This is a genomic window from Streptomyces sp. NPDC051684, from assembly GCF_044453445.1.
Classification (GTDB): domain Bacteria; phylum Actinomycetota; class Actinomycetes; order Streptomycetales; family Streptomycetaceae; genus Streptomyces.
Map to the genome: position 1 here is coordinate 1 of NZ_JBITCS010000030.1, position 21,526 is coordinate 21,526.

Genomic DNA, 21,526 nt, shown 5'->3' on the forward strand with positions numbered 1-21,526 from the left:
GAGGCGACGCGGAGCGTCGTCGACCGACGACAACGCCGCGAGCGTGCGTGCCAGGCCCCGCGAGCCCGGCCTGATCCAAACGACAGGCCCTAGCTCCAGACGTTGCCCTGGTTCTGGCCGCGGGCGCCCTGCTGCCCCATCCCGTACTGCGCGGCGAGGCCTCCGCCGACCGCCGCGTGCTGCGGCGGCAGCAGCTCGCTGGGCTGGACCAGCGCGTAACCGCTGCCCATGAAGCTGAGCTCCCAGCCCTCACCGGTGTTGCCGCGGCGCCGCCAGACGCCCGAGGAATGCGTCTGCGCCTGCATCTGCACCCGCAGCCCGGTGGACCAGGCGACGATGGCGTCCGCGTCGGCGTTGACGTACTGGTCGGGCGTGACCTGGAGCATCAGCGGCTGGCCCGACGTCATCAGCGCGACCTTGCCGTGCCCGGTGATGTTGAGCTGGTACTTGCCGGAGCCAGAGATGCCGAACTGGCTGTCCACGGCGACGACTTCATGGTGCAGCGAGGAGTCCATCGCCAGCACGTAGCTGCTGTCGACGGTCAGACCGTCCTGTTCGACATCCACTACGTGGATGTACTGGGCGAGGTTCGCCAGGTAGACGGTGCCCTGCCCGTGGCAGCGCATCAGGCTGAGTCCCTCGCCGGTGTGCGCGCGGGCGCGCTGCTGTCCGTACGTCTGGTACTCACCGTCGAACTCCATAAGGCCCTGGTAGGCGACCATCGCGCCCTTGCGGGCGAGGATGTCGTCGTGGCCTTCCAGGGCGACCCGCAGCATCTGCGGATTCTGCACCGTGTAGCGCTCCTGGGACTGCTGCTCGGTGTGCGCGAAAAGCGGACTCTGCATGGTGTGTTCGCTCCCCCTCAGCCCCGGACTCGGAGGCGGTCGGTGCTGTCCTCACTGGGCTGTACGACGACGATGCCTTCCCCGGAGAAGCCCATCTGGTAGGCCTCACCGCTGCCGCGCCCGATGAGCGAGCCGGCCCGGAAGCTGCGCTTGCCCTTCACCTTCAGGCTCGGCGACCAGGCGATGAGCGCGTCGGGGTCCACGTACGTCTCGTCCTCGCCGCGGCCGCAGTCGACCACGATGGGGGTGCCGCGGGAGGTCAGCGCGACGTGCCCCTGGCCGCCGACCGTGATGTTCCACAGGCCCTGCCCGGTGAACTTGGCGAGGCCCTTCACACGCTCGACACCCCACTGGAGGTGCGCGTCGAAGGCGAGGAGGTTCGTGCCGTTGACGGAGATCGACTCGCCACCGAGGTTGATGACGACGACGTCCGCGCCGTAGTCGGCGAGGTAGAGCAGACCGTCCCCGGAGCACTTCATGAGGGGCGCGCCCTCGCCGGTCATCCAGTCACGGGCGATCTGGCGGACGGCGGGCGGGTTGGGCTCGTACTGGACGAAGCCTTCGTAGGCGACCATCGAGCCCACGCGCGCGAAGAGGTCGTTTCCGGTCTGCATGGCGACCTTCAGCATGTTGCTGCCGTGGTTCTCCATGCGGGCGGCTACCGGGGTCGGGGCGAAGCCCGCGAGCGGCTGGTTCATGACGGGCTCCCTCAGACCTCGTACGGCTGGACGACGATGAAGTTGCCGGGTGCGCCCCGGAACTGCAGGTTCACGCCTTCGCCGCTGTCGCCCGGATAGGCGTTGCGGCGCATGCGGACCTGGTTGGAGACGATCGCCTGCGCGGCCGCGGACCAGGCCACGACGGCGTTGGAGTCGGCGAACGTCGTGGGCGTGACCGGCAGCACGACGGGCGTGCCGTGAGTCTTCACGACGACCGTCCCGGTGCCCTGGAACTGGAGCACGAACAGGGCTCCTCCGGGGATCCCGTGCCCTTCGATCCTGCGCACTTCGTGCTGCAGGCTCTCGTCGAACGCGAGGACGTTCTCCGCGGAGACGCAGATCGCGTCGCCCTGGAGCTCGATGGGGTGCACATGCGTGGCCTCTTCCGCGAAGAAGACCTGGCCGCGGCCGGAGCAGCGCATCAGCTGCATCTCCTGGCCGGTGGCGTTGCCCACGATGCGGCCGGCGAACCCGGCGCCCTTGTAGCTGAACTCGACCTTGCCCTGGTAGAGCACCATGCTGCCCTGGCGGGCGAGGACGGGCTGGTCTCCGCTCGCCCCGAGGTCGACACGGATCAGCTTCTTGTTCTGGAGCGTCCAGCGCTGGCCCGTGGGGGCCTCGCGGTACTTCTCCAGAGCGGCGGCCACGCCCGGTGCGGCGGCCTGCTGCGGGATGCCCTGCGGGGCCGGGGTCTGACCGAAGACCGGCTGGCCAGGAGGCGCCGGAGGCTGCTGCCCGAAGCCCTGCGGAGCGGGCGGCGTCTGGGGCTGCTGGCCGTATCCGGGCGGCAGGGACGCGCCGCCCTGGCCGGGGACCTGGCCGAACTGCGGCTGCTGTCCGTACGGGTTCGGGGCGCTCGGCGCCGGGGACGGCGGCGGGACCGTACCGGGCGGCGTGGCCAGCGGGGCGGCGATGGTGGGCGCCGCGTGCACCGAAGGCGCGGGGGCCGGCGGGGGCGTGGGGGTCTGCGGCATCGGCTCGGGGGCCGGGGCGGGCGGCGCGGGCGCGGGTGCCGGAGCGGGAGCCGGGGCAGGCGCCGCCGGGGCCGCGAAGGACGGCGGTGCGTCGGCCTGAGCGGGGGGCGCGAAACCGGGAGCCGCGAAGCCGGGAGCCGCTTCCTGCTGCGGCGCGGCGGCGGGCTCTTCCTCCGCGACCTCGCCACCGAAGTTCTTCAGCAGCGCGTCCAGGCCCCCGTCGAAGCCCTGTCCGACGGCGGCGAACCGCCACACGTCCTTCAGATAGAAATCGCCCAGCATCACCGCACGCTCGGTGGAGAACTCACCACCCTGGAAGGAATATCGCGCGACTTCCTCACCACCGGCGACGATACGGATGTATCCGGGAGCGACCTGCGACATCTGCCCCGCACCGTCGATGGTCGCGGTGAACGAAAGCTTTTGGATGTGCGCGGGGATCTTCTCGAGCGTGACGCGGAAGGATTCCGTTTCACCGGCCTGCGCGCCGAGCAGTTGGACGGATTCCTCGGGCGTTTTGGGCTGGTTGAAGAAGACGAAGTACCGGTCGTCGGACAACCGCTCCTCGGCGTCGAGGCCGAAACAGCTGATGTCGAAGCTCAGTCCGGGGCCGGTGATCTGTACACCCACGTACAGATCCGTGCCTGCGGTGAGGTCACTGATCTTGGCCTTGTGGCCGCGTTGGAATTCCCTGGCCATGCGTAACGACCGTCCCCCATCCCGATGGTGATTGCGTCGCGCCAGGCTATCCGCAATCACCGACAGCGGGAGAAGTCGGTACACCCCTGGTACAGAAGCAGTGTTGAAAGGCGATCAGTCGCCGCGCGCGGCGGGCAGATGCGGGAGCCGATCGGCCGCGACCACTCCTTCGAGATATCCGCGCGCCCGCTCCGTGCGCGGATACGCCTCCAGGAGCCTCCAGAACCGCGGCCCGTGTCCGGGGACCAGCAGGTGTGCGAGTTCATGGATGAGCACGTAGTCGACGACGTACTCGGGCATGCCCTGCAGCCGGTGGGAGAGCCGGATGCTGCCCTCCGCCGGAGTGCACGAGCCCCATCGGGTGTTCTGGTTCGTGACCCAGCGCACCGAAGCGGGGCGGGCCTTCCCGTCGAGGTACTGGTCCGACAGGCGCTCCGCACGGTCCGCCAGCTCGGTGTCGCCGAGCACCCGCTTGCTCTCCTGGGCGGCGAGCTTGTCGAGCATGACGCCCACCCAGCGCTTTTCCTCGGCCTCCGACATCCGCGCCGGGATGAGCACCACGGTGCGATCCCCCTCGCGGTACGCGGAGACGGTCCTGCGCCGCCGGGAGCTTCTGCGCACCTCGACCGCGCTCGCCCCCAGGCCGCCTGAGGGCGGGCTGGTCGTGCTGCGCTGCGTCTTCGTGGCACGGTGCAGTGGGTCGGCGGACACGCCCCGACGTTACCCGCTGGACCGTGCGGAAGTCCCGCCTCCGGAAGTCTTCGGTGCGGCCCCGCAACCCACCCCTCGATTAGTACGACTATCACCCACAGCCTGTGGACAACTTTCCGCACGGATCCGGCCGCCCGGGCATGCTGGCGGTCGATCGACGGGAACGACGCCGTCGGCACAGCACGGGGGACAGTCATGCATCCGATCCTGAAACCGGCCCTGCGGCGCGGCTGGCACGACCTGAACACGGTGCAGTTCGGGCTGACGCCGGCGCACGCGGTGGTACTCGGCCCGGTCGACACGGCCACCGGCAGCTTCCTGACACTGCTCGACGGCACCCGCGGGGTCCCGCTCCTGCGCACGGAGGCCCAGCGGATGGGCCTTCCTGACGGCCATGTGGACGCACTCCTGGAGCGACTGGGCGGAGCGGGGCTCCTCGACGACGCGACCGGTGGCGGCGCACCCGCTGCGGAACTGCGCAAACAGTCGCGCGCGATGGATCGGCTCCGCCCCGACCACGCCGCCTTGACGGTCACGACATCGGAACCGGCCGAAGCGATACTGAAGTTGACAGCCCGGCGCGCGATGCGGGTCCAGGTGCGAGGCGCCGGACGGGTGGGCGCGGTCATCGCCTCGGTGCTCGCGTCCGCGGGTGTCGGCCATGTCGATGTGCGGGACGGCGGATGCGTCGAGCCATGGGACGTGGCGCCGGGCGGGCATCCGGTGGAGTCGACGGGCGAGCGCCGGGACGTGTCCGCGCGGCGGCAGGTCCGCTCGATGGCGCCTGCCAGGCCGCCGCGACCCGACCGCCGCAAGGCGGCCCCCGAGCGCCTCGCGGAGCCGGGCCCGGAGCAGCCTCCGCTCTCCCTCGTGATCATCGCCCCGCGTGACGGACTGGCGGTCCACTCCCCCGACCCGGGCGCGGCCGAGGATCTGCTGGGGGCCGGCATTCCCCACCTGTACGCGGGCGTCGTCGAGGCCACCGGCGTGGTCGGACCGTTGGTACTGCCCGGTGGTACCGGCTGCGCGCACTGCCTGCTCCTCGGGCGCACGGACCGCGATCCCACCTGGCCCCGGCTGCTCGCCCAGTGGAGTTCGGGGCAGGCCGGACGTCAGGTGCAGGCCTGCGATCTGGGCCTTGCCACCGCTGTCGCGGGCCTCGCCGCGGCACATGGGCTGGCCTTCCTCGACGGGGAGTTGCCGTCGAGCACGGGGGCCCGCTGGGAGGCGGCCGCCCCGGGCCTCGACTGGCACGCCCGGCCGGTGTGGCCCCATCCGCGGTGCCCGTGCGGTGCGGGTGAGGGAGGTAACGGGCAGGAGGTCTCCGTGGAAGAGGAGCCGCACGACACAATGGCCGGGTAGGCAATGGTTGTCGGTACCACGGCACCGGGCATGCGCGGCATGGCTGTTCGGCATTTGGAGGGGTGTATGTCTGATCTTCCCCGGAAGGCGGTTACCCGTACCGCCAAGCTGGCAGCGCTGCCGATCGGCTTCGCGGGTCGCGCGACCTGGGGCATCGGCAGACGCATCGGCGGCAAGTCCGCCGAGATCGTCGGGCGGGAACTGCAGCAGCGCACCGCGGACCAGCTGTTCAAGGTGCTCGGTGAACTCAAGGGCGGGGCCATGAAGTTCGGACAGGCGCTGTCCGTCTTCGAGTCCGCCCTCCCAGAGGACGTCGCGGGCCCGTACCGCGCTGCCCTGACGAAGCTTCAGGAAGCCGCGCCTCCGATGCCGACCCGCACCGTGCACGCGGTGCTCGACGAGCGGCTCGGCGAGCAATGGCGCGAGCTGTTCCTCGAGTTCGACGACAGGCCCTCGGCCGCCGCGTCGATCGGTCAGGTGCATCGTGCCGTGTGGCACGACGGCCGTGAGGTCGCCGTGAAGGTGCAGTACCCGGGTGCGGGTGAGGCCCTGCTGTCGGACCTCGGTCAACTGAGCCGTTTCGCGCGCCTGTTGGGCCCGCTGGTCCCCGGCATGGACATCAAGCCGCTGATCACCGAGTTGCGCGACCGGGTTTCGGAGGAGCTGGACTACGCGCTGGAGGCTCAGGCCCAGCAGGCGCACGCGGAAAAGTTCGACGAGGACCCCGATGTCGTGGTGCCGCACGTGGTGCACCAGAGCGAGCAGGTCCTGGTGACGGAGTGGATCGACGGGACACCGCTCGCCGAGGTCATCGACAACGGCAGCGAGGACGAGCGCGATCGCGCGGGTCAGCTGCTCGCCCGTTTCCTGTTCTCGGGGCCCGCGCGTACGGGCCTGCTGCACGCGGACCCGCATCCGGGCAACTTCCGGCTGCTGCCGGACGAGAAGGGCGGCTGGCGCCTCGGCGTCCTCGACTTCGGGACGGTCGACCGGCTGCCCGGCGGTCTGCCCGAGCCGATCGGCGTCTCCCTGCGCAGAACGCTGGACGGCGAGGCGGAGGCGGTCTACGAGCTGCTCTGCGAGGAGGGTTTCGTCAAGGAGTCGATCGAGCTCGAACCGGACGCCGTGCTCGACTACTTGCTGCCGATCATCGAGCCGGCCCGCGTCGACGCCTTCACGTTCACCCGCTCCTGGATGCGCAATCAGGCCGCCCGGATAGCCGATCCCCGCTCCCCCGCCCACCAACTGGGCAAGCAGCTCAACCTCCCGCCTTCGTACCTGCTGATCCATCGGGTGACGCTCAGCACGATCGGGGTGCTGTGCCAGCTCGGGGCCACCGTGCGCCTGCGGGACGAACTGGAGGCGTGGCTGCCGGGCTTTGCCACCGAAGACGCGGCGGAGGTCGAGGACTGGCCGGCGGCGGAGGCCTGATCACCACCAGTCGGAGTCGAGCCGTCCCTCGATGGCCCTGATGTTCTCCCGGGCGCAGGCGTCGCAGAAGTACCGCCGGGTGCCGCCCTCGACGGAACATGTCCAGGTCAGCGGCAGCTCCCGGACGGTCGTGCCGCACCGCGCGCACGCGAGGGCCTGGTGGTCGGGCTGCTGCGCGGAGTCCCCGCCAGGAAGAGACGTCACCCGGCGACGATAACGCGATGAGCCGATGAGCGCCGGGCGCCACACGCCTCGGGGGCCGGTCCGCTTCGGACCGGCCCCCGAGGAAGCGCCGCGCTGTCGTGGCGGCTGTCGACGAACCGAATCGACGGTTCGGTTACTGCATGACGGCCTGGGCGAGCGCACGCCGGGCGCGCAGCGAAGCGCGCTCGGCACGGCGCTGCATCCGGCGGGCGGTGGCCAGGCGCACGGCCCGGCGTTCGCTCTCGGACGCGCGCAGTTGCTCATGCATATGCGCACGAGCCAGGGCTTCTGGGATGAGTTGCATCTGACGGGTCCTGTTCTGGCGCGACTCGTTCGCGCCGGGGGTGGTGAAGTCTGGGATCGCGGAGCCTTCGGGCTCGCTCGTGAAGGGCTTCATCGGGGCCTGCTTCTTGGGGTCGTGCGTGAGGGGGCGGTCGATCGTTCCGGGGGTGTTCATGCCACGACCGGGTTCTTGCGCGGGCGGCCACGCGGCCGCTTCCGGGCGACGACAACGCCCTGGACGAACAGCTCGCCGCCCCAGACGCCCCAGGGCTCACGCCGCTCCTTGGCGCCGGCGAGGCAGGCCTCCATCAGCGGGCAGGTACGGCAGAGGGACTTGGCGTACTCGACATCCGCCGGCGACTCCGCGAAGAAGACCTCGGGGTCATAGGCACGGCAGGGGACGGGTACGTCGAGGTTCTCGATGGCGTCGTCGAGCGCGGTGAGCGCGGTCAGCGGGTTCAAGGTGGAGTCCTCCGTGGACACGGGCGGGGAAAGAGGGCCTGAAGGCGGTACGGACGGGGCGTGCGCTTCGAGTTGCACGGTGTCTTCTTCCTCGTCTGGTCGTCCGGCCGGTGGGCCGGTTGGTAGCGGTACCGGGTTCTTTTCTTGTCCCGAGGCCCCTTCGTCCTGGTTCCTCGGAAGATCGCTGGATCTTCCGGGAAAACAGAAGGGCCGCGGATCCCGGATGGGGTTCCGCGGCCCTGAAGGCGCCGGCCTGATCGTCGTCAGGCTGGATCACTCCAGGGTTTGAGCCCACGGAAGGCCCACATCGTGTGGTGCTGCGTCGTCTGCTTCCGGAATCCGGCACCGGCCGCGGCAAAGGCATAGGCCTGAGCCTGTGCCGTCGCTACTGCTTCCGGTGCCTTGGTCGGTCGCTCATTGCGCTCGCGGATGGGAAGACCCGCGAGGGCCAGGCCGGACTCCGGACGCATGGCGGAGACGCCAGACAGACCGGTGCCCAGGTTCGAGGAGCCGAGCAGGCAGGAAGCGACGACCGAGCGATCGGTCATTTTGACGGTGCTGATGGAGCTGGCGTTGATGCTGATCACTGGAATCGCCTCCTCTCGGCGTCTCGGGGACCGGTGCGAACCGATCCGACGGCTTTCAAGTACAACACGGAACCAGGGCCTCCGAGAAGGCCGCTGCTTTCGTGATTAAGAACCTATGGGGATTGTTGGGGCATGCGCAAACTATTTTTTCGACGAGTTCCCATCAGTCGTCCCCCGGCTCCTCGTCGATCTGATCGTCAACCGTCTGACCTGCACAGATAGCCAGAACGTCGGATCCGTACGTCCGAAACTTCCGCCGTCCGACGCCCGGGATGCGGGACAGTTCGGCCGCGTCCTCGGGGGCGGACTCGGCGATGGCGATCAAGGTCTTGTCCGTGAAGACGCAGAACGCGGGCTGGCCGAGACCCGCCGCGGTGCGACCGCGCCACTCGATCAGCCGCTCGTACAGCCCCTCGTCCATGTCCGACGGGCAGTCCTCACAGCGCATCAGCTTCATCTCCGCGGCCTCGAGGGTGCGCCCGCACACGCGGCAGCGGGCCACCTTCCGGTCGCCCCTGGGACGCGTGGTGGCGCCGGGCGACTCGCGGGTGCCCGTACGGGTTCCGAACTCGATGCCGCCACGTCCCGCACTGGCCGCGCGCCCCGACGCGCCCTTCGACCCCGGCCGCAGCCCGTCGAAGAAACGGCTCGGCCTGCGGCTCGGGCGGCCGCCCGGCGAACGGGACAGCGCCCAGGAGAGACCGAGGTGGCGCCGCGCGCGGGTCACCCCGACATACAGCAGCCGCCGCTCCTCCTCGATCTGCTCGTCGGTCTTGGCGTAGGTGATCGGCATCATGCCCTCGGCGAGGCCGACCAGGAACACCGCGTCCCACTCGAGGCCCTTCGCCGCGTGCAGCGAGGCGAGGGTGACGCCTTCCACGGTCGGGGCGTGCTGCGCGCTCGCCCGCGCGTCGAGCTCCTCCACGAACGCGCTCAGGGGCGCGGTGGGCTCGGCTCTCGCGAGGTCCTCCGCGAGCCGGGCGATGGCCGCGAGCGACTCCCAGCGGTCCCGGACGGCGCCGGAACCCGCGGGCGGCTCGCTGGTCCAGCCCGCTCCCGACAGGACGGCTCTGACCTGGGAGGTCAGATCGACGGCCTCGTCGAGTCCCGCGTCGTTGTCACCGAAGCGGGCGGCCGCGCGCAGCTCGTGGTGTGCCTTGCGCACCTCGGCCCGCTCGAAGAAGCGCTCGGCACCGCGCAGCTGGTAGGGCACACCCGCGTCGGCGAGGGCCTGCTCGTAGATCTCCGACTGCCCGTTCGTCCGGAACAGGATCGCGATCTCGCCGGCGGACACTCCGGCGTCGATCAGCTCGCGGATGCGCCCGGCGGCGCCTTCGGCCTCGGCGGGCTCGTCGGCGTACTCGACGTACGTCGGCTCGGGGCCTGCCTCGCGCTGCGAGATCAGTTCCAGACGGTGCTCGGCGGCGCGCCCGCTCGCTCTCGTCAGGACCCCGTTGGCCAGGTGCACGACCTGGGGCGAGGAGCGGTAGTCGCGGACCAGCTTGACGACGGTGGCACCGGGGTGACGTGTGCGGAAGTTGAGCAGGTGGTCCGGGGTGGCCCCGGTGAAGGAGTAGATCGTCTGGCTGGCGTCGCCCACGACGCAGAGGCTGTCGCGCTCGCCGAGCCACAGGTCGAGCAGGCGCTGCTGGAGCGGGCTGACGTCCTGGTACTCGTCGACGACGAAGTGCTGGTACTGGGCGCGGACCTGCTCGGCGATGTCCTGCCGGTCCTGGAGGATGCCGACGGTGAGCAGCAGGACGTCCTCGAAGTCGATGACGGAGCGGTCCCGCTTGAGGGTCTCGTACGCGGAGTAGATCTGGGCGATCTCCGCGGGATGCCGGGGTGCCTCACGGCCCGCCTTGTGCACCGCCGCGGCGTAGTCGCCGGGGACGGTCTGCGTGACCTTGGACCACTCGATCTCCGAGGCCACGTCGCGCAGCTCGCCGCGGTCCAGGCGCAGCCGCGACGCGGCGGCGGCGTCCGCGACGAGCTGGATCTTGCGGTCGACGAGCCGGGGCAGCTCCCCGCCGACGGCCTTGGGCCAGAAGAACTGGAGCTGGCGCAGGGCGGCGGAGTGGAAGGTACGGGCCTGCACCCCCACGGCGCCGAGCTGTCGGAGCCGGCCGCGCATCTCACCGGCGGCGCGGTTGGTGAACGTGACGGCGAGGACGGTGTTGGGCTGGAGGATCCCCGCGCGCACGCCGTACGCGATGCGATGGGTGATCGCCCGCGTCTTCCCCGTGCCCGCACCCGCGAGCACACACACCGGACCGTGCAGGGCCGTCGCCACGGCGCGCTGCTCGGGGTCGAGGCCTTCGAGCACCGCGTCGGCGTCACTCGGCGGAGCCGAATATTGGCCACGGCCGGGATCCTGCGGGAACAGGGTGGAGTGCGTTGCTGATGTCACCCCGCCATGCTGCCAGGTCCGCGGTGACGGATGCGTCGCGTTGTCCACAGGTGCCGACCGTTAGTCGTACCAATGCGTTCGACGTGTGGGAATGGTCGCCGGGTCACGTACGTTCGACTACTTGCGAACACGCACCCCCAGCCACCGAAGGAGCGCGAGGAAATGCCGGGCACTGTGACGATGTACAGCACCACGTGGTGCGGCTACTGCCAGCGGCTGAAGAAGCAGATGGACCGTGAGGGCATCGGGTACACCGAGGTCAACATCGAGCACGACCCGCGGTCCGCGGCCTTCGTCGAGAAGGCGAACGGCGGGAACCAGACGGTCCCCACGCTCCTCGTGGTGTCCGACAGCGGCGCCGAGTCGGTCATGACGAACCCCTCACTGGCCCAGGTCAAGCAGGCCATGGCCGCCTGAGCGGCGCAGCCCCGAGCGATTGGCCCCCGCCCGCCCACGGGTACGGGGGCTTTCCGCTGTCCGCGGCCGTTGTGCCGCCCCTCCCGGCGCGGCAGGGGGCCCGGTCAAACGACCAGCAGCACGACCAGCACGGCAAGGAGGACCAGCAAAACGATCATCGTCAGCAGGTTCGCCGCACGATTGCCGGTGATGTCCTGGTTGCCCCGACGCTTGAGCGCCCACTCGCGCCGCCGGGCCGCCGCTTCCTCTTCGCGCCTGCGCTGCTGTGCAGAGCCGGTCATGACCTCGCCCCCTTCAGGGCTGCTGGGACCAGCCTCCCACGAGGGCGGCGGGCCCGCAGATCACTCAGAGCGCGTCGCTGGGCTTCGGCAGCGGCTTGCCGTACCAGAGCTCGATCAGCCGGGCCGCGATCGAGATCCCGTAGGGAGGCATGACCTCGCCGGCGTCGAAAGCGGCGGTCAGGTCCTCGCGGGAGAACCAGCGCGCCTCATGGATCTCGTCACCGTCCACGTTGATCTCGAAGGACGTGGCGTGCGCCATGAATCCGAGCATCAGGCTGGACGGGAACGGCCAGGGCTGACTGGCGACGTACTCGACGTCACCGACGACGACGCCCGCCTCCTCGAAGACCTCGCGCCGCACCGACTGCTCGATGGACTCGCCGGGCTCGACAAAGCCGGCGAGCGTCGAGAAGCGCCCTTCGGGCCAGTGCACCTGGCGGCCGAGCAGGATGCGGTCCTGCTCGTCCGTCACGGCCATGATCACGGCCGGGTCGGTGCGCGGGTAGTGCTCGGCCCCGCAGGCCGGGCAGCGGCGGATGTGGCCCGCGGCGGCGATGACGGTGCGTTCGCCGCAGCGGGAGCAGAAACGGTGCAGGCGCTGCCAGTTCTCCAGGGCGACGGCGTGCACCATGAGGCCGGCGTCCCGCTGCGAGAGGAGCATCCCCGCCTCGCGAAGGCCGGCCGGGCGCGCGGACTGGTCCATGCGCCCGGGAAGCGTGTCCTTCTGGAGCGCGAAGTAGCTCACGCCGTCCTCGTCGGTCCCCAGGAAATAGCGATGGGCCTCGGTGAGGGGCGCCTCGAAGGCCGGGGTCATGACCAGTTCCGTCGTGCCGTCCGGTGTCTCGTCGATCAGCGCCTGGCCACCGGAGACCACGAAGACGCGGGTCGTGGGGTGGCTCCAGGCGGCGGCGAGCCAGGCCTCGTCGAGACGGTGGTGCGCGGCGCGGTCGATGCCGCTCGGCGCCGAGAGCGACAGCGGTCGCCCTGCGGCGAGGTCGGCGGTTCGGTCGGTCCAGGTGGTCACGAGTGCTTCCAACTCCCCCGGTGGAAAGGGTGGTTCGGCGGGCGGTTCGGCGAGGCGGGTGCGGGGTGCCTCAGTCAGTGTGCATCTGCCCAGCTCTCCGCGAGATCGCCCCACAAGTAGGCGGTTGTTTCGACACCCTTCATGAGGAGGTCGAGCTCGACCTTCTCGTTGGGCGCGTGCCAGCCGTCGGACGGCACGGAGATGCCCAGGAAGAGCACCGGGGCGTTCAGCACGTCCTGGAGGTCGGCCGCAGGACCCGAACCGCCCTCGCGCGTGAAGCGGATCTTCCGCTCGAAGGCCTGCCCCATGACGCGTACGACGGACTTCAGTGCCGGGTGATCGAGCGGCGTGAGGCACGGGCGGGTGGCGGCCCCGAAGGTGACCGTGTGGCGGATGCCCGCGGGCAGCTGCTCGGCGACCCAGGCGGTGACTGCCTTCTCGATGTGGTCCGGGTCCTGCCCTGCGACCAGCCGGAAGGAGAGCTTGAGCATCGCGGAGGACGGCACGATCGTCTTGCCGCCGGGGCCCTGGTAGCCGCCGCCGATGCCGTTGACCTCGGCGGTGGGGCGGGCCCAGATGCGCTCCAGGGTGGTGAGCCCGGCCTCTCCGTGGGTGGCGTGGGACTTCGCTGTGCGCAGCCACTGCTCCTCGTCGAACGGAAGCTCCGCGAACAGCTCGCGCTCCCGGTCGGTGAGCTCCACGATGCCGTCGTAGAAGCCGGGGACGGCCACGCGCGCGTGCTCGTCGTGCAGGGAGGCCACGAGGCGGGCCGCGGCGGTCGCCGGGTTGGGGACGGCACCGCCGAACGAGCCGGAGTGGATGTCCTGGTCGGGCCCGTACAGCTCGATCTCGCAGTCGGCGAGGCCGCGCATGCCGGTGCACACGGTGGGGGTGTCCTCGGACCACATGCCGGTGTCCGAGACGATCACGGCGTCCGCGGCCAGGCGCTCCTTGCGCTCCTCGACGAGGGCGCGGAAGTGCGGGGAACCCGATTCCTCCTCGCCCTCGACGAGGAGCTTGAGGTTGACGGCGGGCGCGGTGCGTCCGGTCGCGGCGAGGTGGGCGCGCACGCCCAAGGTGTGGAAGAACACCTGCCCCTTGTCGTCGGCCGCCCCGCGCGCGTGGAGGCGCTTTCCGACGACGACCGGCTCGAACGGGTCGGTGTCCCAGCCGTCCTCACGGGCGGCGGGCTGCACGTCGTGGTGCCCGTAGACAAGGACAGTGGGGGCCTCGGGGTCGCCCGAGGGCCACTCGGCGAACACGGCGGGGGCGCCGGGCGTCTCCCACACCTCCGTGGTCGGGAAGCCGGTCCCGGCGAGTTTCGCGGCGAGCCAGTCGGCACTGCGCCGCACGTCCGGTGCGTGGTCGGGCTGGGCGGACACGGAGGGGATCCGCAGCCACGCGGCGAGGTCGTCGAGGAACGCCTCGCGATGGTTCTCGATGTACGCACGGACTGTGCTGACGGCGGTGTCAACGGGCTTGCTCATGGTCACGAGCCTATCCGCCCGCCCGAACGTGTTCGTCCGGCGGTTCCTCCACGGGCTCCGCGGGCTCCTGCGGGTCCTCCAGCAGGAGCCGCTCCAGCTCCTCCCGGCCGGGCAGCCGACGCGGTCGGACCGTCTCCCCGGTGCGTACGTACAGGAAGGCGGCGCTCACCGCCTCCAGGGGCATGCCCTGCTGCTCGGCCCAGGCGAGCCGGTAGACGGCCAGCTGGAGCGGGTCGGCGGACTTCCGGTGGGCCGTCTTCCAGTCCACGATCTCGTACGTCGCGTCCTCCCCGTCGCCTTCCTTGTAGACGGCGTCGATACGGCCGCGGACGACGCGGCCCGCGATGGCCAGCTGGAAGGACGTCTCCACCCGGTAGGGGGTGCGGTGGGCGTACGGGGTGCGCTCGAAGGCTTCCTTGAGCTCCTCCAGGTCGCGCTCGTCCGCGATCTCGGCATCGCTGCCGGGCAGTTCCTCGGGGTCGAGCATGGGCAGCCGGAGCTCTTCGAAGCGCGACTCGATCCAGGCGTGGAACCGCGTGCCCCTGCGGGCCGCCGGCTGCGGCGGCTGGGGCATGGGGCGGGCGAGTTCCTGGGCGAAGGCGTCCGGGTCGGCGGCCATCCGCAGGAGCTGGGACGCGGTGAGCGTGTGCGGGACGGGGACCTCGCGCACGGCCGCGCGGGCACGCACCAGCTCGCTGCTCAGCGCCTCGAGGTCGCGGTCCCAGGAGGCGATGGTGCGCGCCTCCTCCGGGGTGAGCTCCGACTCCGGGGTGGGAGCGGGGTGCGGCACGACCGGGGCCGTCCGCTCGGGCTCGGGCACGCGCGCGAAGGCACCGGCCGGGGAGGCGGCGTCCTCTTGAGGCGCGCCCTCTTGTGGGGCGCCCTCTTCAAGGGCGCCGTCCTCGTAGGGGTCGTGCTCGCCCTCGTCCGGTACGTAGCCGTCCTCGTACGGGTCGTACGGGGGTTCGTCGTCTTCGGGCGGCGGGGGCCAGTCGGGGTCCTCGAAGGGCGGCTCGTCGAGGACGGCGGGGTGGGTCTCCGTGTGGGCGTACGCGGCCTCGTGTCCCGCGGCGCGCTCAAGATGGGCGAGGACCGTGTGGGCGGCGGCCCGGCGGCGCGCCCGGGCCCCCTCGTCCAGTGGCAGCGGCCAGGCGTGCTCGACCGAGCTCTCCTGAAGGGCGGGGTTCTCCTCGTCCTCCGCTGGTTCGTCCGCCCATGCCTCGATCTCGCCGTACCCGGCGGCGCAGTGCTCGTACAGCGCCTGGAGGAAGTCCGACGGGCCACGCGTGCGCTTCTGGGACGGCCCCCACCAGTGCCCGGAGCCGAGCAGCAGGGACCGCGGGCGCGTGAACGTGACGTATCCCAGGCGCAGTTCCTCGGTGTGCTGGTGGTCCTTCATGTCGGCGTGGAAGGTCTTCATGCCCTTGGAGTCCCACGTCTCGATGTCGGGCAACGTGGCGCCGTCACCGCGCAGTTCGTGGGGCAGGACCTTGGCCTGTGCCGTCCACTTCTCGCGGCCCTGTGCGCTCGGGAACGTGCCGTTGACGAGGCCGGGGACCGCGACGACATCCCATTCGAGGCCCTTGGACTTGTGAGCGGTGAGCACCTTCACGGTGTCCTCACCACCAGGCAGCGCGTTGTCGAGGCCCTTCTCGTACTGCGCCGCGGTGCGCAGGAACCCGAGGAAGGCGAGCAGCGTCGCGGAGCCGTCGTTGGCCGCGAAGGACGCGGCGATGTCGAGGAAGTTGGACAGCGTCTCGCGCCGCCGGGCCGCCAACGCGTGCGGGGAGGCGGAGAGTTCGACCTCCAGGCCGGTGACCGCGAGGACCCGGTGCAGCACATCCATGAGGGGGTCGGACAACGAGCGGCGCAGCTCGCGCAGTTCGGTGGCGAGCCGTGCGAAGCGCACGCGCGCATCCGGGGAGAACGGCAGCCCGTCGTCGTCCTCCGCGTCCTCGGCCGAGGACTCCAGGAACGTGTCGAGCGCGTCCGCCAGCGATATCACCTCGGAGGGGTCGACCCCCTCGACGGCAGCGGCCAGCCGCCGGTCCGGGTCGTCGTCCTCTCCCCCGCGCGCGTGGGAGACCAAATAGCGTGCCCGGCGCCCGAGGAGGGCGAGGTCGCGCGGGCCGATGCGCCAGCGCGGACCGGTCAGCAGCCGCACGAGCGAGGCATTGGCGCCGGGGTCCTGAAGGACCTCGCACATGGCGACCAGGTCGGCGATCTCCGGCAGATGCAACAGGCCGGAGAGGCCGACCACTTCGACCGGGATGTCGCGGGCGACCAGGGCGCCCTGGATCTCGGCGAAGTCGGTCGCGGTGCGGCACAGCACGGCGATCTCGCCGGGCGGCCTTCCCGTGGCGACGAGGTGGCCGATGGAGTCGGCGAGCCAGTCGATCTCCTCGCTGTGCGTACGCAGGAGGGCGCAGCGCACGACGCCGTCCCGCTCGGCCCCGGGGGCGGGGCGCAGGGCCTCCACGCCCGCGTGCATCGCCCTGAGGGGCTCGGCCAGCCCGTTGGCGAGGTCGAGCAGGCGGCCGCCGCTGCGCCGGTTCTCGCTGAGCGCGAAGCGGGTGGCCGGGCGCCCGTCCGCGTACGCGAAGTGGCGCGGGAAGTCGTCGAGGTTGGCGACGGAAGCGCCGCGCCAGCCGTAGATCGCCTGGCAGGGGTCGCCGACCGCGGTCACCGCGTGGCCCGTCCCCCCGCCGAAGAGACCGGCGAGCAGGATCCGCTGGGCCACGGAGGTGTCCTGGTACTCGTCGAGCAGGACCACGCGGAACTCGTCGCGCAGGATCTCACCGACCTCGGGCCGCGTGTCCGCCAAGGTCGCCGACAGGGCGATCTGGTCGCCGAAGTCGAGGAGATCCCGTGTGCGCTTGGCCTCCCTGTAGCGCCCCACGAGCTCGGCCAGCTCCAGGCGCGCGGCGGCCGCCTCGGGCACCTTCCGCAGGTCCGCGTTACTGAGCTTGACGCCTTCGAGGGCGCGCAGCAGCTCGTGGTCGTACGCGCGCAGCTTGCCCGGTTGTACGAGGTGTTCCGCCAGCTCGCCGTCCAGCGTGAGCAGATCGCTGACCAGGTCGGCGAAGGAGCGGGTGAGAGCGGGGTACGGTCCTGGCGCCTCGCGCAGCACGCGCGCGGCGAGCTGGAAGCGGGTCGCGTCGGCGAGCAGGCGCGTCGTGGGTTCGAGCCCTATGCGCAGGCCGTGGTCGGTCAGGAGCCGGCCCGCGAAGGCGTGGTACGTGGAGATCACGGGCTCGCCCGGGGGGTTGTCCGGGTCGATGACGTCGGGGTCGGTGACGCCTGCCTTGATCAGGGCCTTGCGGACGCGCTCGGCCAGTTCCCCTGCCGCCTTGTTGGTGAACGTCAGGCCCAGGACCTGCTCGGGGGCGACCTGACCGGTGCCGACCAGCCAGACCACGCGCGCGGCCATCACCGTCGTCTTGCCGGAGCCCGCTCCGGCCACGATCACCTGCGGGGCGGGCGGCGCGGTGATGCAGGCCGTCTGCTCCGGGGTGAACGGGATGCCCAGCAGCTCTTTGAGCTGCTCGGGGTCGGTGAGGCGCGTGGTCACCTCATCGAGGCTAACCGGCACCACTGACAGCGCCGTCCTGTTCCGGCTCAGTGGAGGCGCACGTCACTCGACCACGTGTTTGCCCTCCGGGCGCGCGCTGCACGAGGCGCGGAAGGCGCAGTGCGTGCAGTGCTGACCGGTGGTCGGCACGAAGCGCTCGTCGAGGACCTTGCCGGCCGCGGTGGCGAGGAGGTCGCCGACCCACTCCCCTTCGAGGGGCTCCTGCGCCTGCACCTTCGGCAGGGCCTCGCCGCCGTCCTTCTTGGCGGCTCCCTGCCGAAGCTGCACCAGTTCGGCTCCTCCGGGGTGCGGGCGGACTCCGTCGAAGACCTCGTCGACGGCGCCCTCGTGCACGGCGAGCTGGTAAACGGCGAGCTGCGGATGGCGGGCGACGTCCGCGGCGCTCGGCGCCTGCTTACCGGTCTTGAAGTCGACTACATAGGCACGGCCCTCGTCGTCTCGCTCCACACGGTCCATGGAGCCGCGGATGCGCACTTCGTAGGAGCCCGCTTCGAGCGTCACGTCGAAGTCGTGCTCGCTGGCGACGGCGGTGCGGCTCGTCCGGTCCATGACGTGCCACCGCAGGAAGCGTTCGAGCGCGGCGCGGGCGTTCGCCTTCTCCTGTGCCGACTTCCAGGGCGCGTCGAAGGCGAGGGAGTCCCACACGGAGTCCAGGCGCTCCATGAGGACGTCGAGGTCGGCGGGTGTGCGCCCGGAGGCGACCTCGTCGGCCAGGACGTGCACGACGTTGCCGAAGCCCTGGGCCGCGGTGGCGGGTGCGTCGGCCTTCACCTCGCGGCCGAGGAACCACTGCAGGGCACAGGTGTTGGCGAGCTGGTCGAGGGCGCTTCCGGAGAGCACGACGGGGTGGTCCCGGTCGCGCAGCGGGACCTTGCTCTCGGTCGGCTCGTACATGCCCCACCAGCGGTACGGGTGGGCGGACGGCACGAGCGGTCGTCCGTCGTCGTCGCTGAGCGCGGCGAGCTGGGCGAGGCGGCGCGCGGCGGCCTCGCGCAGCCCTTCGGAGACGCGCGGGTCGACCGTCGTGGCACGCAACTCGGCGACGAGCGCGGCGATCGCCAGGGGGCGGCGCGGGCGCCCGGTGACGTCCTTGGGTTCCACACCCAGCTCGGTGAGGAACCGGGACGGCTGGTCGCCGTCTTCCGCGGGAGCCTTCACGGCGGTGACGACGAGCCGCTCCTTCGCGCGCGTGGCGGCGACGTAGAAGAGGCGTCGTTCCTCCGCGAGCAGCGCTCCGGGGGTGAGCGGTTCGGCGAGGCCGTCGCGTCCTATGCGGTCGGCCTCCAGGAGCGAGCCGCGGCGTCGCAGGTCGGGCCAGAGTCCTTCCTGGACGCCCGCGACGACGACGAGCCGCCACTCCAGGCCCTTGGAGCGGTGCGCGGTCATCAGACGCACGGCGTCGGGCCGCACGGCCCGTCCGGCGAGGGTGTCGGCCGCGATGTCCTGGGCCTCCAGCTCCTCCAGGAAGTTGCGGGCGCCGCGGCCTCCGGTGCGCTCCTCCGCGCGCGAGGCGACGGCGAACAGGGCGCAGACGGCGTCCAGGTCGCGGTCCGCGTTGCGCCCGGCCGCGCCGCCTCGGCGAGCGGCGCGCTCGAGCCGGGCAGGCCAAGGAGTGCCGTTCCACAGCTCCCAGAGGGCTTCCTCCGCGGTGCCGCCGTCGGCGAGCTTCTGGCGGGCGGTGGCGAGGAGCGCGCCGAGACGCTGCGCGCCGCGGGCGTACGCGGGGTCGTGCAGGGCCAGCCGTTCGGGCTCGACGAGGGCACGCGCGAGCAGCTCGTCCGAGGGCGGCGGCAGCGCGTTCCCGGACGCGCGCTCCTCCTCGCGCAGGGCGCGCCCCAGGCGGCGCAGATCGGCCGCGTCCATCCCGGCGAGCGGCGAGGCCAGGAGTTCGAGTGCGGTCTCGGTGTCGAGCCGGGACTCGCCTTCCGGGGGGCCCGGGGAGCCCTGGGAATCCGAGGCGTCCGAGGCGTCCGAGGCGTCCGGAGTATCAGAGGTCTCGGCCCGGGCCACCACCTTGAGGGCTGTCAGCAGCGGCATGACCGCCGGTTCGTGGCGCAGTGGCAGGTCGTCGCCGTCGATGTCGAGGGGGACGCCGGCCGCCGTGAGCGCGCGCCGCACCCCCGGAATGCTGCGCGCGCCGGCGCGCACCAGGACGGCCATGTCGCTCCACGGGATGCCGTCCTCCAGGTGGGCACGCCGCAGGATGTCCGCGATGTTGTCGAGCTCCGTACCGGACGTCGGATACGTGTAGACCTCGGCCCGGCCTCCGTCGCGCACGGGCGACAGCTCACGGTGGGCCCGCACCTTGTGCGCGGGCAGCCGGGTCAGGGGCATCCGCTGAGTGACGCGGCGCGTCGCCTCCAGGAGACGGGCGCCGGACCGCCGGGACGTGGTGAGCACCTCGACCGGGGCGGGGGTGCCGTCCACGCGCGGAAAGTCGTCACGGAAGTCCAGGATGCCGTTCACGTCCGCGCCCCGGAACGCGTAGATCGACTGGTCCGGGTCGCCGAAGGCGACGAGCGTGCGCCCCCCGCCCGCCAGTGCGTGCAGCAGCCGCACCTGGGCGGGGTCGGTGTCCTGGTACTCGTCGACGAACACGGCGTCGTACTGCGTGGCGAGCCGATCCGCGACCTCCGTGCGGTGTGCGAGGAGCACGGCGCGATGCACCAGTTCCGCGTAGTCGAGCACCCCCTGCGCGTCAAGGACGTCCAGGTACTCGGCGAGGAACGTGGCGGCGGCCCGCCAGTCCGGGCGGCCGATGCGGCGCGCGAAGGCGTCCAGGGCGGCAGGACCCAGACCCAGCTCACGGCTCCGGGCGAGGACCGCGCGCACTTCGTCGGCGAAGCCCCGTGTGGTGAGGCACGCGCGCAGCTCGTCGGGCCAGCGCACATGCGCGAGCCCCGCCTGCTCCAGGTCGATCTGCCCCGCGAGCAGTTCCCGTACGGCGACGTCCTGCTCGGGACCCGAAAGGAGCCGCAGGGGCTCCACGAAGAGATCCGCGTCCTGGTGGGCGCGGACCAGCGCGTAACAGAACGAATGGAACGTCGTCGCCTGGGGAGCGCGCGCCGCCCCGATGCGCTGTGCCATGCGGTCGCGCAGTTCGACCGCAGCCTTGCGGCTGAACGTGAGCACCAGGATGCGTGCGGGATCGGTGCCCTTGGCGATGCGCGCCGAGACGGCCTCCACGAGAGTCGTGGACTTGCCCGTTCCGGGACCGGCCAGGACGAGGAGCGGCCCGTGGGCATGGTCAACCACCGCACGCTGATGTGCGTCCAGACGAGGGGGGTCCACCGGAGCCGGCCGGGTACGCACCAGTCGGTACGCACCGGGGAACCCCTGTCGAACCTGGTGCTGCGACAGGTGCCGGGTGGACGAGGAGGAGCTCACGTGGATCGCTGGTCCTGGTGGGTGTGCTGGTGGTCGAAGAGTCGTCCGCGCGAAGCGGTGGCCATGGGTTGAAGGAGGTGTCTGCCATCGACGGTGCCGTCGACGCTACGCCGTCGAGTGTGGCGGAAGCCGGGCTTCCGGCGCCTCTCCCGCGCTCCTCCGGGCGCGGATGTGCCCGGTCTCACCAACGGACACGGGAGCGCCGAAGTGCCCCGCATGCCCCGTTTCCCCCATACGGGCCACCGGCCCCCCACCCGCGCGCGGGATGGCCGAAGCTGTCAATTGTGAGCTTCCGTACCCGCCCGGCCGTCCCACCGCGCGCGCTTCATGTCGAGGCGTGGCAGGTGCCCCTCGGCGGCCCGGGATGCCTCGCGCAAGGGCGTGCTCTCCTCCCTGTAGTGGTCGAGCGCGCGCAGCTCGCTCCCCGGCAGGAACTGCCCGTCCGCCCGCACCACACGCCACCACGGAACCGCGCCTCCGTAGAGGGCCATCACCCGCCCCACCTGGCGGGGGCCACCCTCCTCGAGCCATTCGGCCACGTCCCCGTACGTCATGACCCGGCCGCGCGGGATCAGCTCCGCGACGTCCAGGACCCGCTCCGCGTACGCGGGAAGCTCTCCCGCAGGTTCGCTCTCCTTGCTCATCCGGCCCA

General features: G+C 71.4%; 18 protein-coding genes. 3 read left to right on the forward strand and 15 right to left on the reverse strand.

The window, feature by feature from the left end:
* Positions 1 to 89: 89 nt before the first annotated feature.
* The 4 genes from ACIA8D_RS30270 to ACIA8D_RS30285 form a co-directional block, all read right to left on the reverse strand.
* Positions 90 to 845: an AIM24 family protein gene (locus ACIA8D_RS30270; RefSeq protein WP_399237273.1), complete on the reverse strand. Its 756-nt coding sequence runs from the start codon at positions 843 to 845 to the stop codon at positions 90 to 92.
* A 17-nt stretch (positions 846 to 862) separates the two neighbouring features.
* The gene (locus tag ACIA8D_RS30275) at positions 863 to 1,543 is read right to left on the reverse strand and encodes an AIM24 family protein (protein ID WP_399237275.1); all 681 of its coding nucleotides are present in this window, start codon (positions 1,541 to 1,543) and stop codon (positions 863 to 865) included.
* A gap of 11 nt (positions 1,544 to 1,554) precedes the next feature.
* The gene (locus ACIA8D_RS30280; RefSeq protein WP_399237277.1) at positions 1,555 to 3,237 is read right to left on the reverse strand and encodes a TerD family protein; all 1,683 of its coding nucleotides are present in this window, start codon (positions 3,235 to 3,237) and stop codon (positions 1,555 to 1,557) included.
* Positions 3,238 to 3,351: 114 nt separating this feature from the next.
* Positions 3,352 to 3,948, reverse strand: coding sequence for a M48 family metallopeptidase (locus tag ACIA8D_RS30285; RefSeq protein ID WP_399237279.1), 597 nt, complete (start codon positions 3,946 to 3,948; stop codon positions 3,352 to 3,354).
* 195 nt (positions 3,949 to 4,143) lie between these two features.
* Between ACIA8D_RS30285 and ACIA8D_RS30290 the strand changes: the two genes are divergently transcribed.
* Together ACIA8D_RS30290 and ACIA8D_RS30295 are read left to right on the forward strand one after the other, a co-directional pair.
* Positions 4,144 to 5,310: a ThiF family adenylyltransferase gene (locus ACIA8D_RS30290; RefSeq protein WP_399237282.1), complete on the forward strand. Its 1,167-nt coding sequence runs from the start codon at positions 4,144 to 4,146 to the stop codon at positions 5,308 to 5,310.
* A 66-nt stretch (positions 5,311 to 5,376) separates the two neighbouring features.
* Positions 5,377 to 6,741 (forward strand): ABC1 kinase family protein, encoded by a 1,365-nt coding sequence (locus tag ACIA8D_RS30295; RefSeq protein ID WP_399237285.1) that lies wholly within the window; start codon positions 5,377 to 5,379, stop codon positions 6,739 to 6,741.
* Here ACIA8D_RS30295 and ACIA8D_RS30300 read toward each other — a convergent pair whose 3' ends face one another.
* The 5 genes from ACIA8D_RS30300 to ACIA8D_RS30320 all read right to left on the reverse strand — a co-directional run bounded on the left by ACIA8D_RS30300 (position 6,742) and on the right by ACIA8D_RS30320 (position 10,686).
* Positions 6,742 to 6,945, reverse strand: coding sequence for a hypothetical protein (locus tag ACIA8D_RS30300; protein ID WP_389269674.1), 204 nt, complete (start codon positions 6,943 to 6,945; stop codon positions 6,742 to 6,744).
* Positions 6,946 to 7,078: 133 nt separating this feature from the next.
* Entirely contained in the window at positions 7,079 to 7,402 is a 324-nt protein-coding gene (locus tag ACIA8D_RS30305; RefSeq protein WP_399237287.1) for a hypothetical protein, read from the reverse strand.
* Positions 7,399 to 7,767, reverse strand: coding sequence for a WhiB family transcriptional regulator (locus tag ACIA8D_RS30310; RefSeq protein WP_399237289.1), 369 nt, complete (start codon positions 7,765 to 7,767; stop codon positions 7,399 to 7,401). The genes ACIA8D_RS30305 and ACIA8D_RS30310 overlap by 4 nt, the downstream gene beginning before the upstream one ends.
* A 185-nt stretch (positions 7,768 to 7,952) precedes the next feature.
* Complete coding sequence (locus ACIA8D_RS30315) at positions 7,953 to 8,276, reverse strand: hypothetical protein (protein WP_399237291.1); 324 nt, start codon at positions 8,274 to 8,276, stop codon at positions 7,953 to 7,955.
* A 163-nt stretch (positions 8,277 to 8,439) separates the two neighbouring features.
* Positions 8,440 to 10,686, reverse strand: coding sequence for an ATP-dependent DNA helicase UvrD2 (locus ACIA8D_RS30320; protein ID WP_399237293.1), 2,247 nt, complete (start codon positions 10,684 to 10,686; stop codon positions 8,440 to 8,442).
* A 162-nt stretch (positions 10,687 to 10,848) separates the two neighbouring features.
* On the opposite strand from ACIA8D_RS30320, the gene ACIA8D_RS30325 reads away from it, so the two are divergent.
* Complete coding sequence (locus ACIA8D_RS30325) at positions 10,849 to 11,103, forward strand: glutaredoxin domain-containing protein (protein WP_399237295.1); 255 nt, start codon at positions 10,849 to 10,851, stop codon at positions 11,101 to 11,103.
* Between the two features lie 104 nt (positions 11,104 to 11,207).
* Here the strand turns inward: ACIA8D_RS30325 and ACIA8D_RS30330 are convergent, their stop codons facing one another.
* The 6 genes from ACIA8D_RS30330 to ACIA8D_RS30355 all read right to left on the reverse strand — a co-directional run bounded on the left by ACIA8D_RS30330 (position 11,208) and on the right by ACIA8D_RS30355 (position 21,518).
* Complete coding sequence (locus ACIA8D_RS30330) at positions 11,208 to 11,384, reverse strand: hypothetical protein (protein ID WP_399237297.1); 177 nt, start codon at positions 11,382 to 11,384, stop codon at positions 11,208 to 11,210.
* Between the two features lie 64 nt (positions 11,385 to 11,448).
* On the reverse strand, positions 11,449 to 12,408 hold the full coding sequence (nudC, locus tag ACIA8D_RS30335; protein ID WP_399237299.1) for an NAD(+) diphosphatase: 960 nt from the start codon (positions 12,406 to 12,408) through the stop codon (positions 11,449 to 11,451).
* Between the two features lie 74 nt (positions 12,409 to 12,482).
* Positions 12,483 to 13,895 (reverse strand): dipeptidase, encoded by a 1,413-nt coding sequence (locus ACIA8D_RS30340; protein WP_399237301.1) that lies wholly within the window; start codon positions 13,893 to 13,895, stop codon positions 12,483 to 12,485.
* Between the two features lie 10 nt (positions 13,896 to 13,905).
* A complete protein-coding gene (locus ACIA8D_RS30345) occupies positions 13,906 to 17,466 on the reverse strand; it encodes an ATP-dependent DNA helicase (protein ID WP_399237303.1) in 3,561 nt (1,186 codons plus the stop codon).
* A gap of 63 nt (positions 17,467 to 17,529) precedes the next feature.
* The gene (locus ACIA8D_RS30350) at positions 17,530 to 20,874 is read right to left on the reverse strand and encodes an ATP-dependent helicase (RefSeq protein ID WP_399237305.1); all 3,345 of its coding nucleotides are present in this window, start codon (positions 20,872 to 20,874) and stop codon (positions 17,530 to 17,532) included.
* A 278-nt stretch (positions 20,875 to 21,152) separates the two neighbouring features.
* Positions 21,153 to 21,518 (reverse strand): MGMT family protein, encoded by a 366-nt coding sequence (locus tag ACIA8D_RS30355; protein ID WP_399237307.1) that lies wholly within the window; start codon positions 21,516 to 21,518, stop codon positions 21,153 to 21,155.
* Between the last annotated feature and the right edge of the window lie 8 nt (positions 21,519 to 21,526).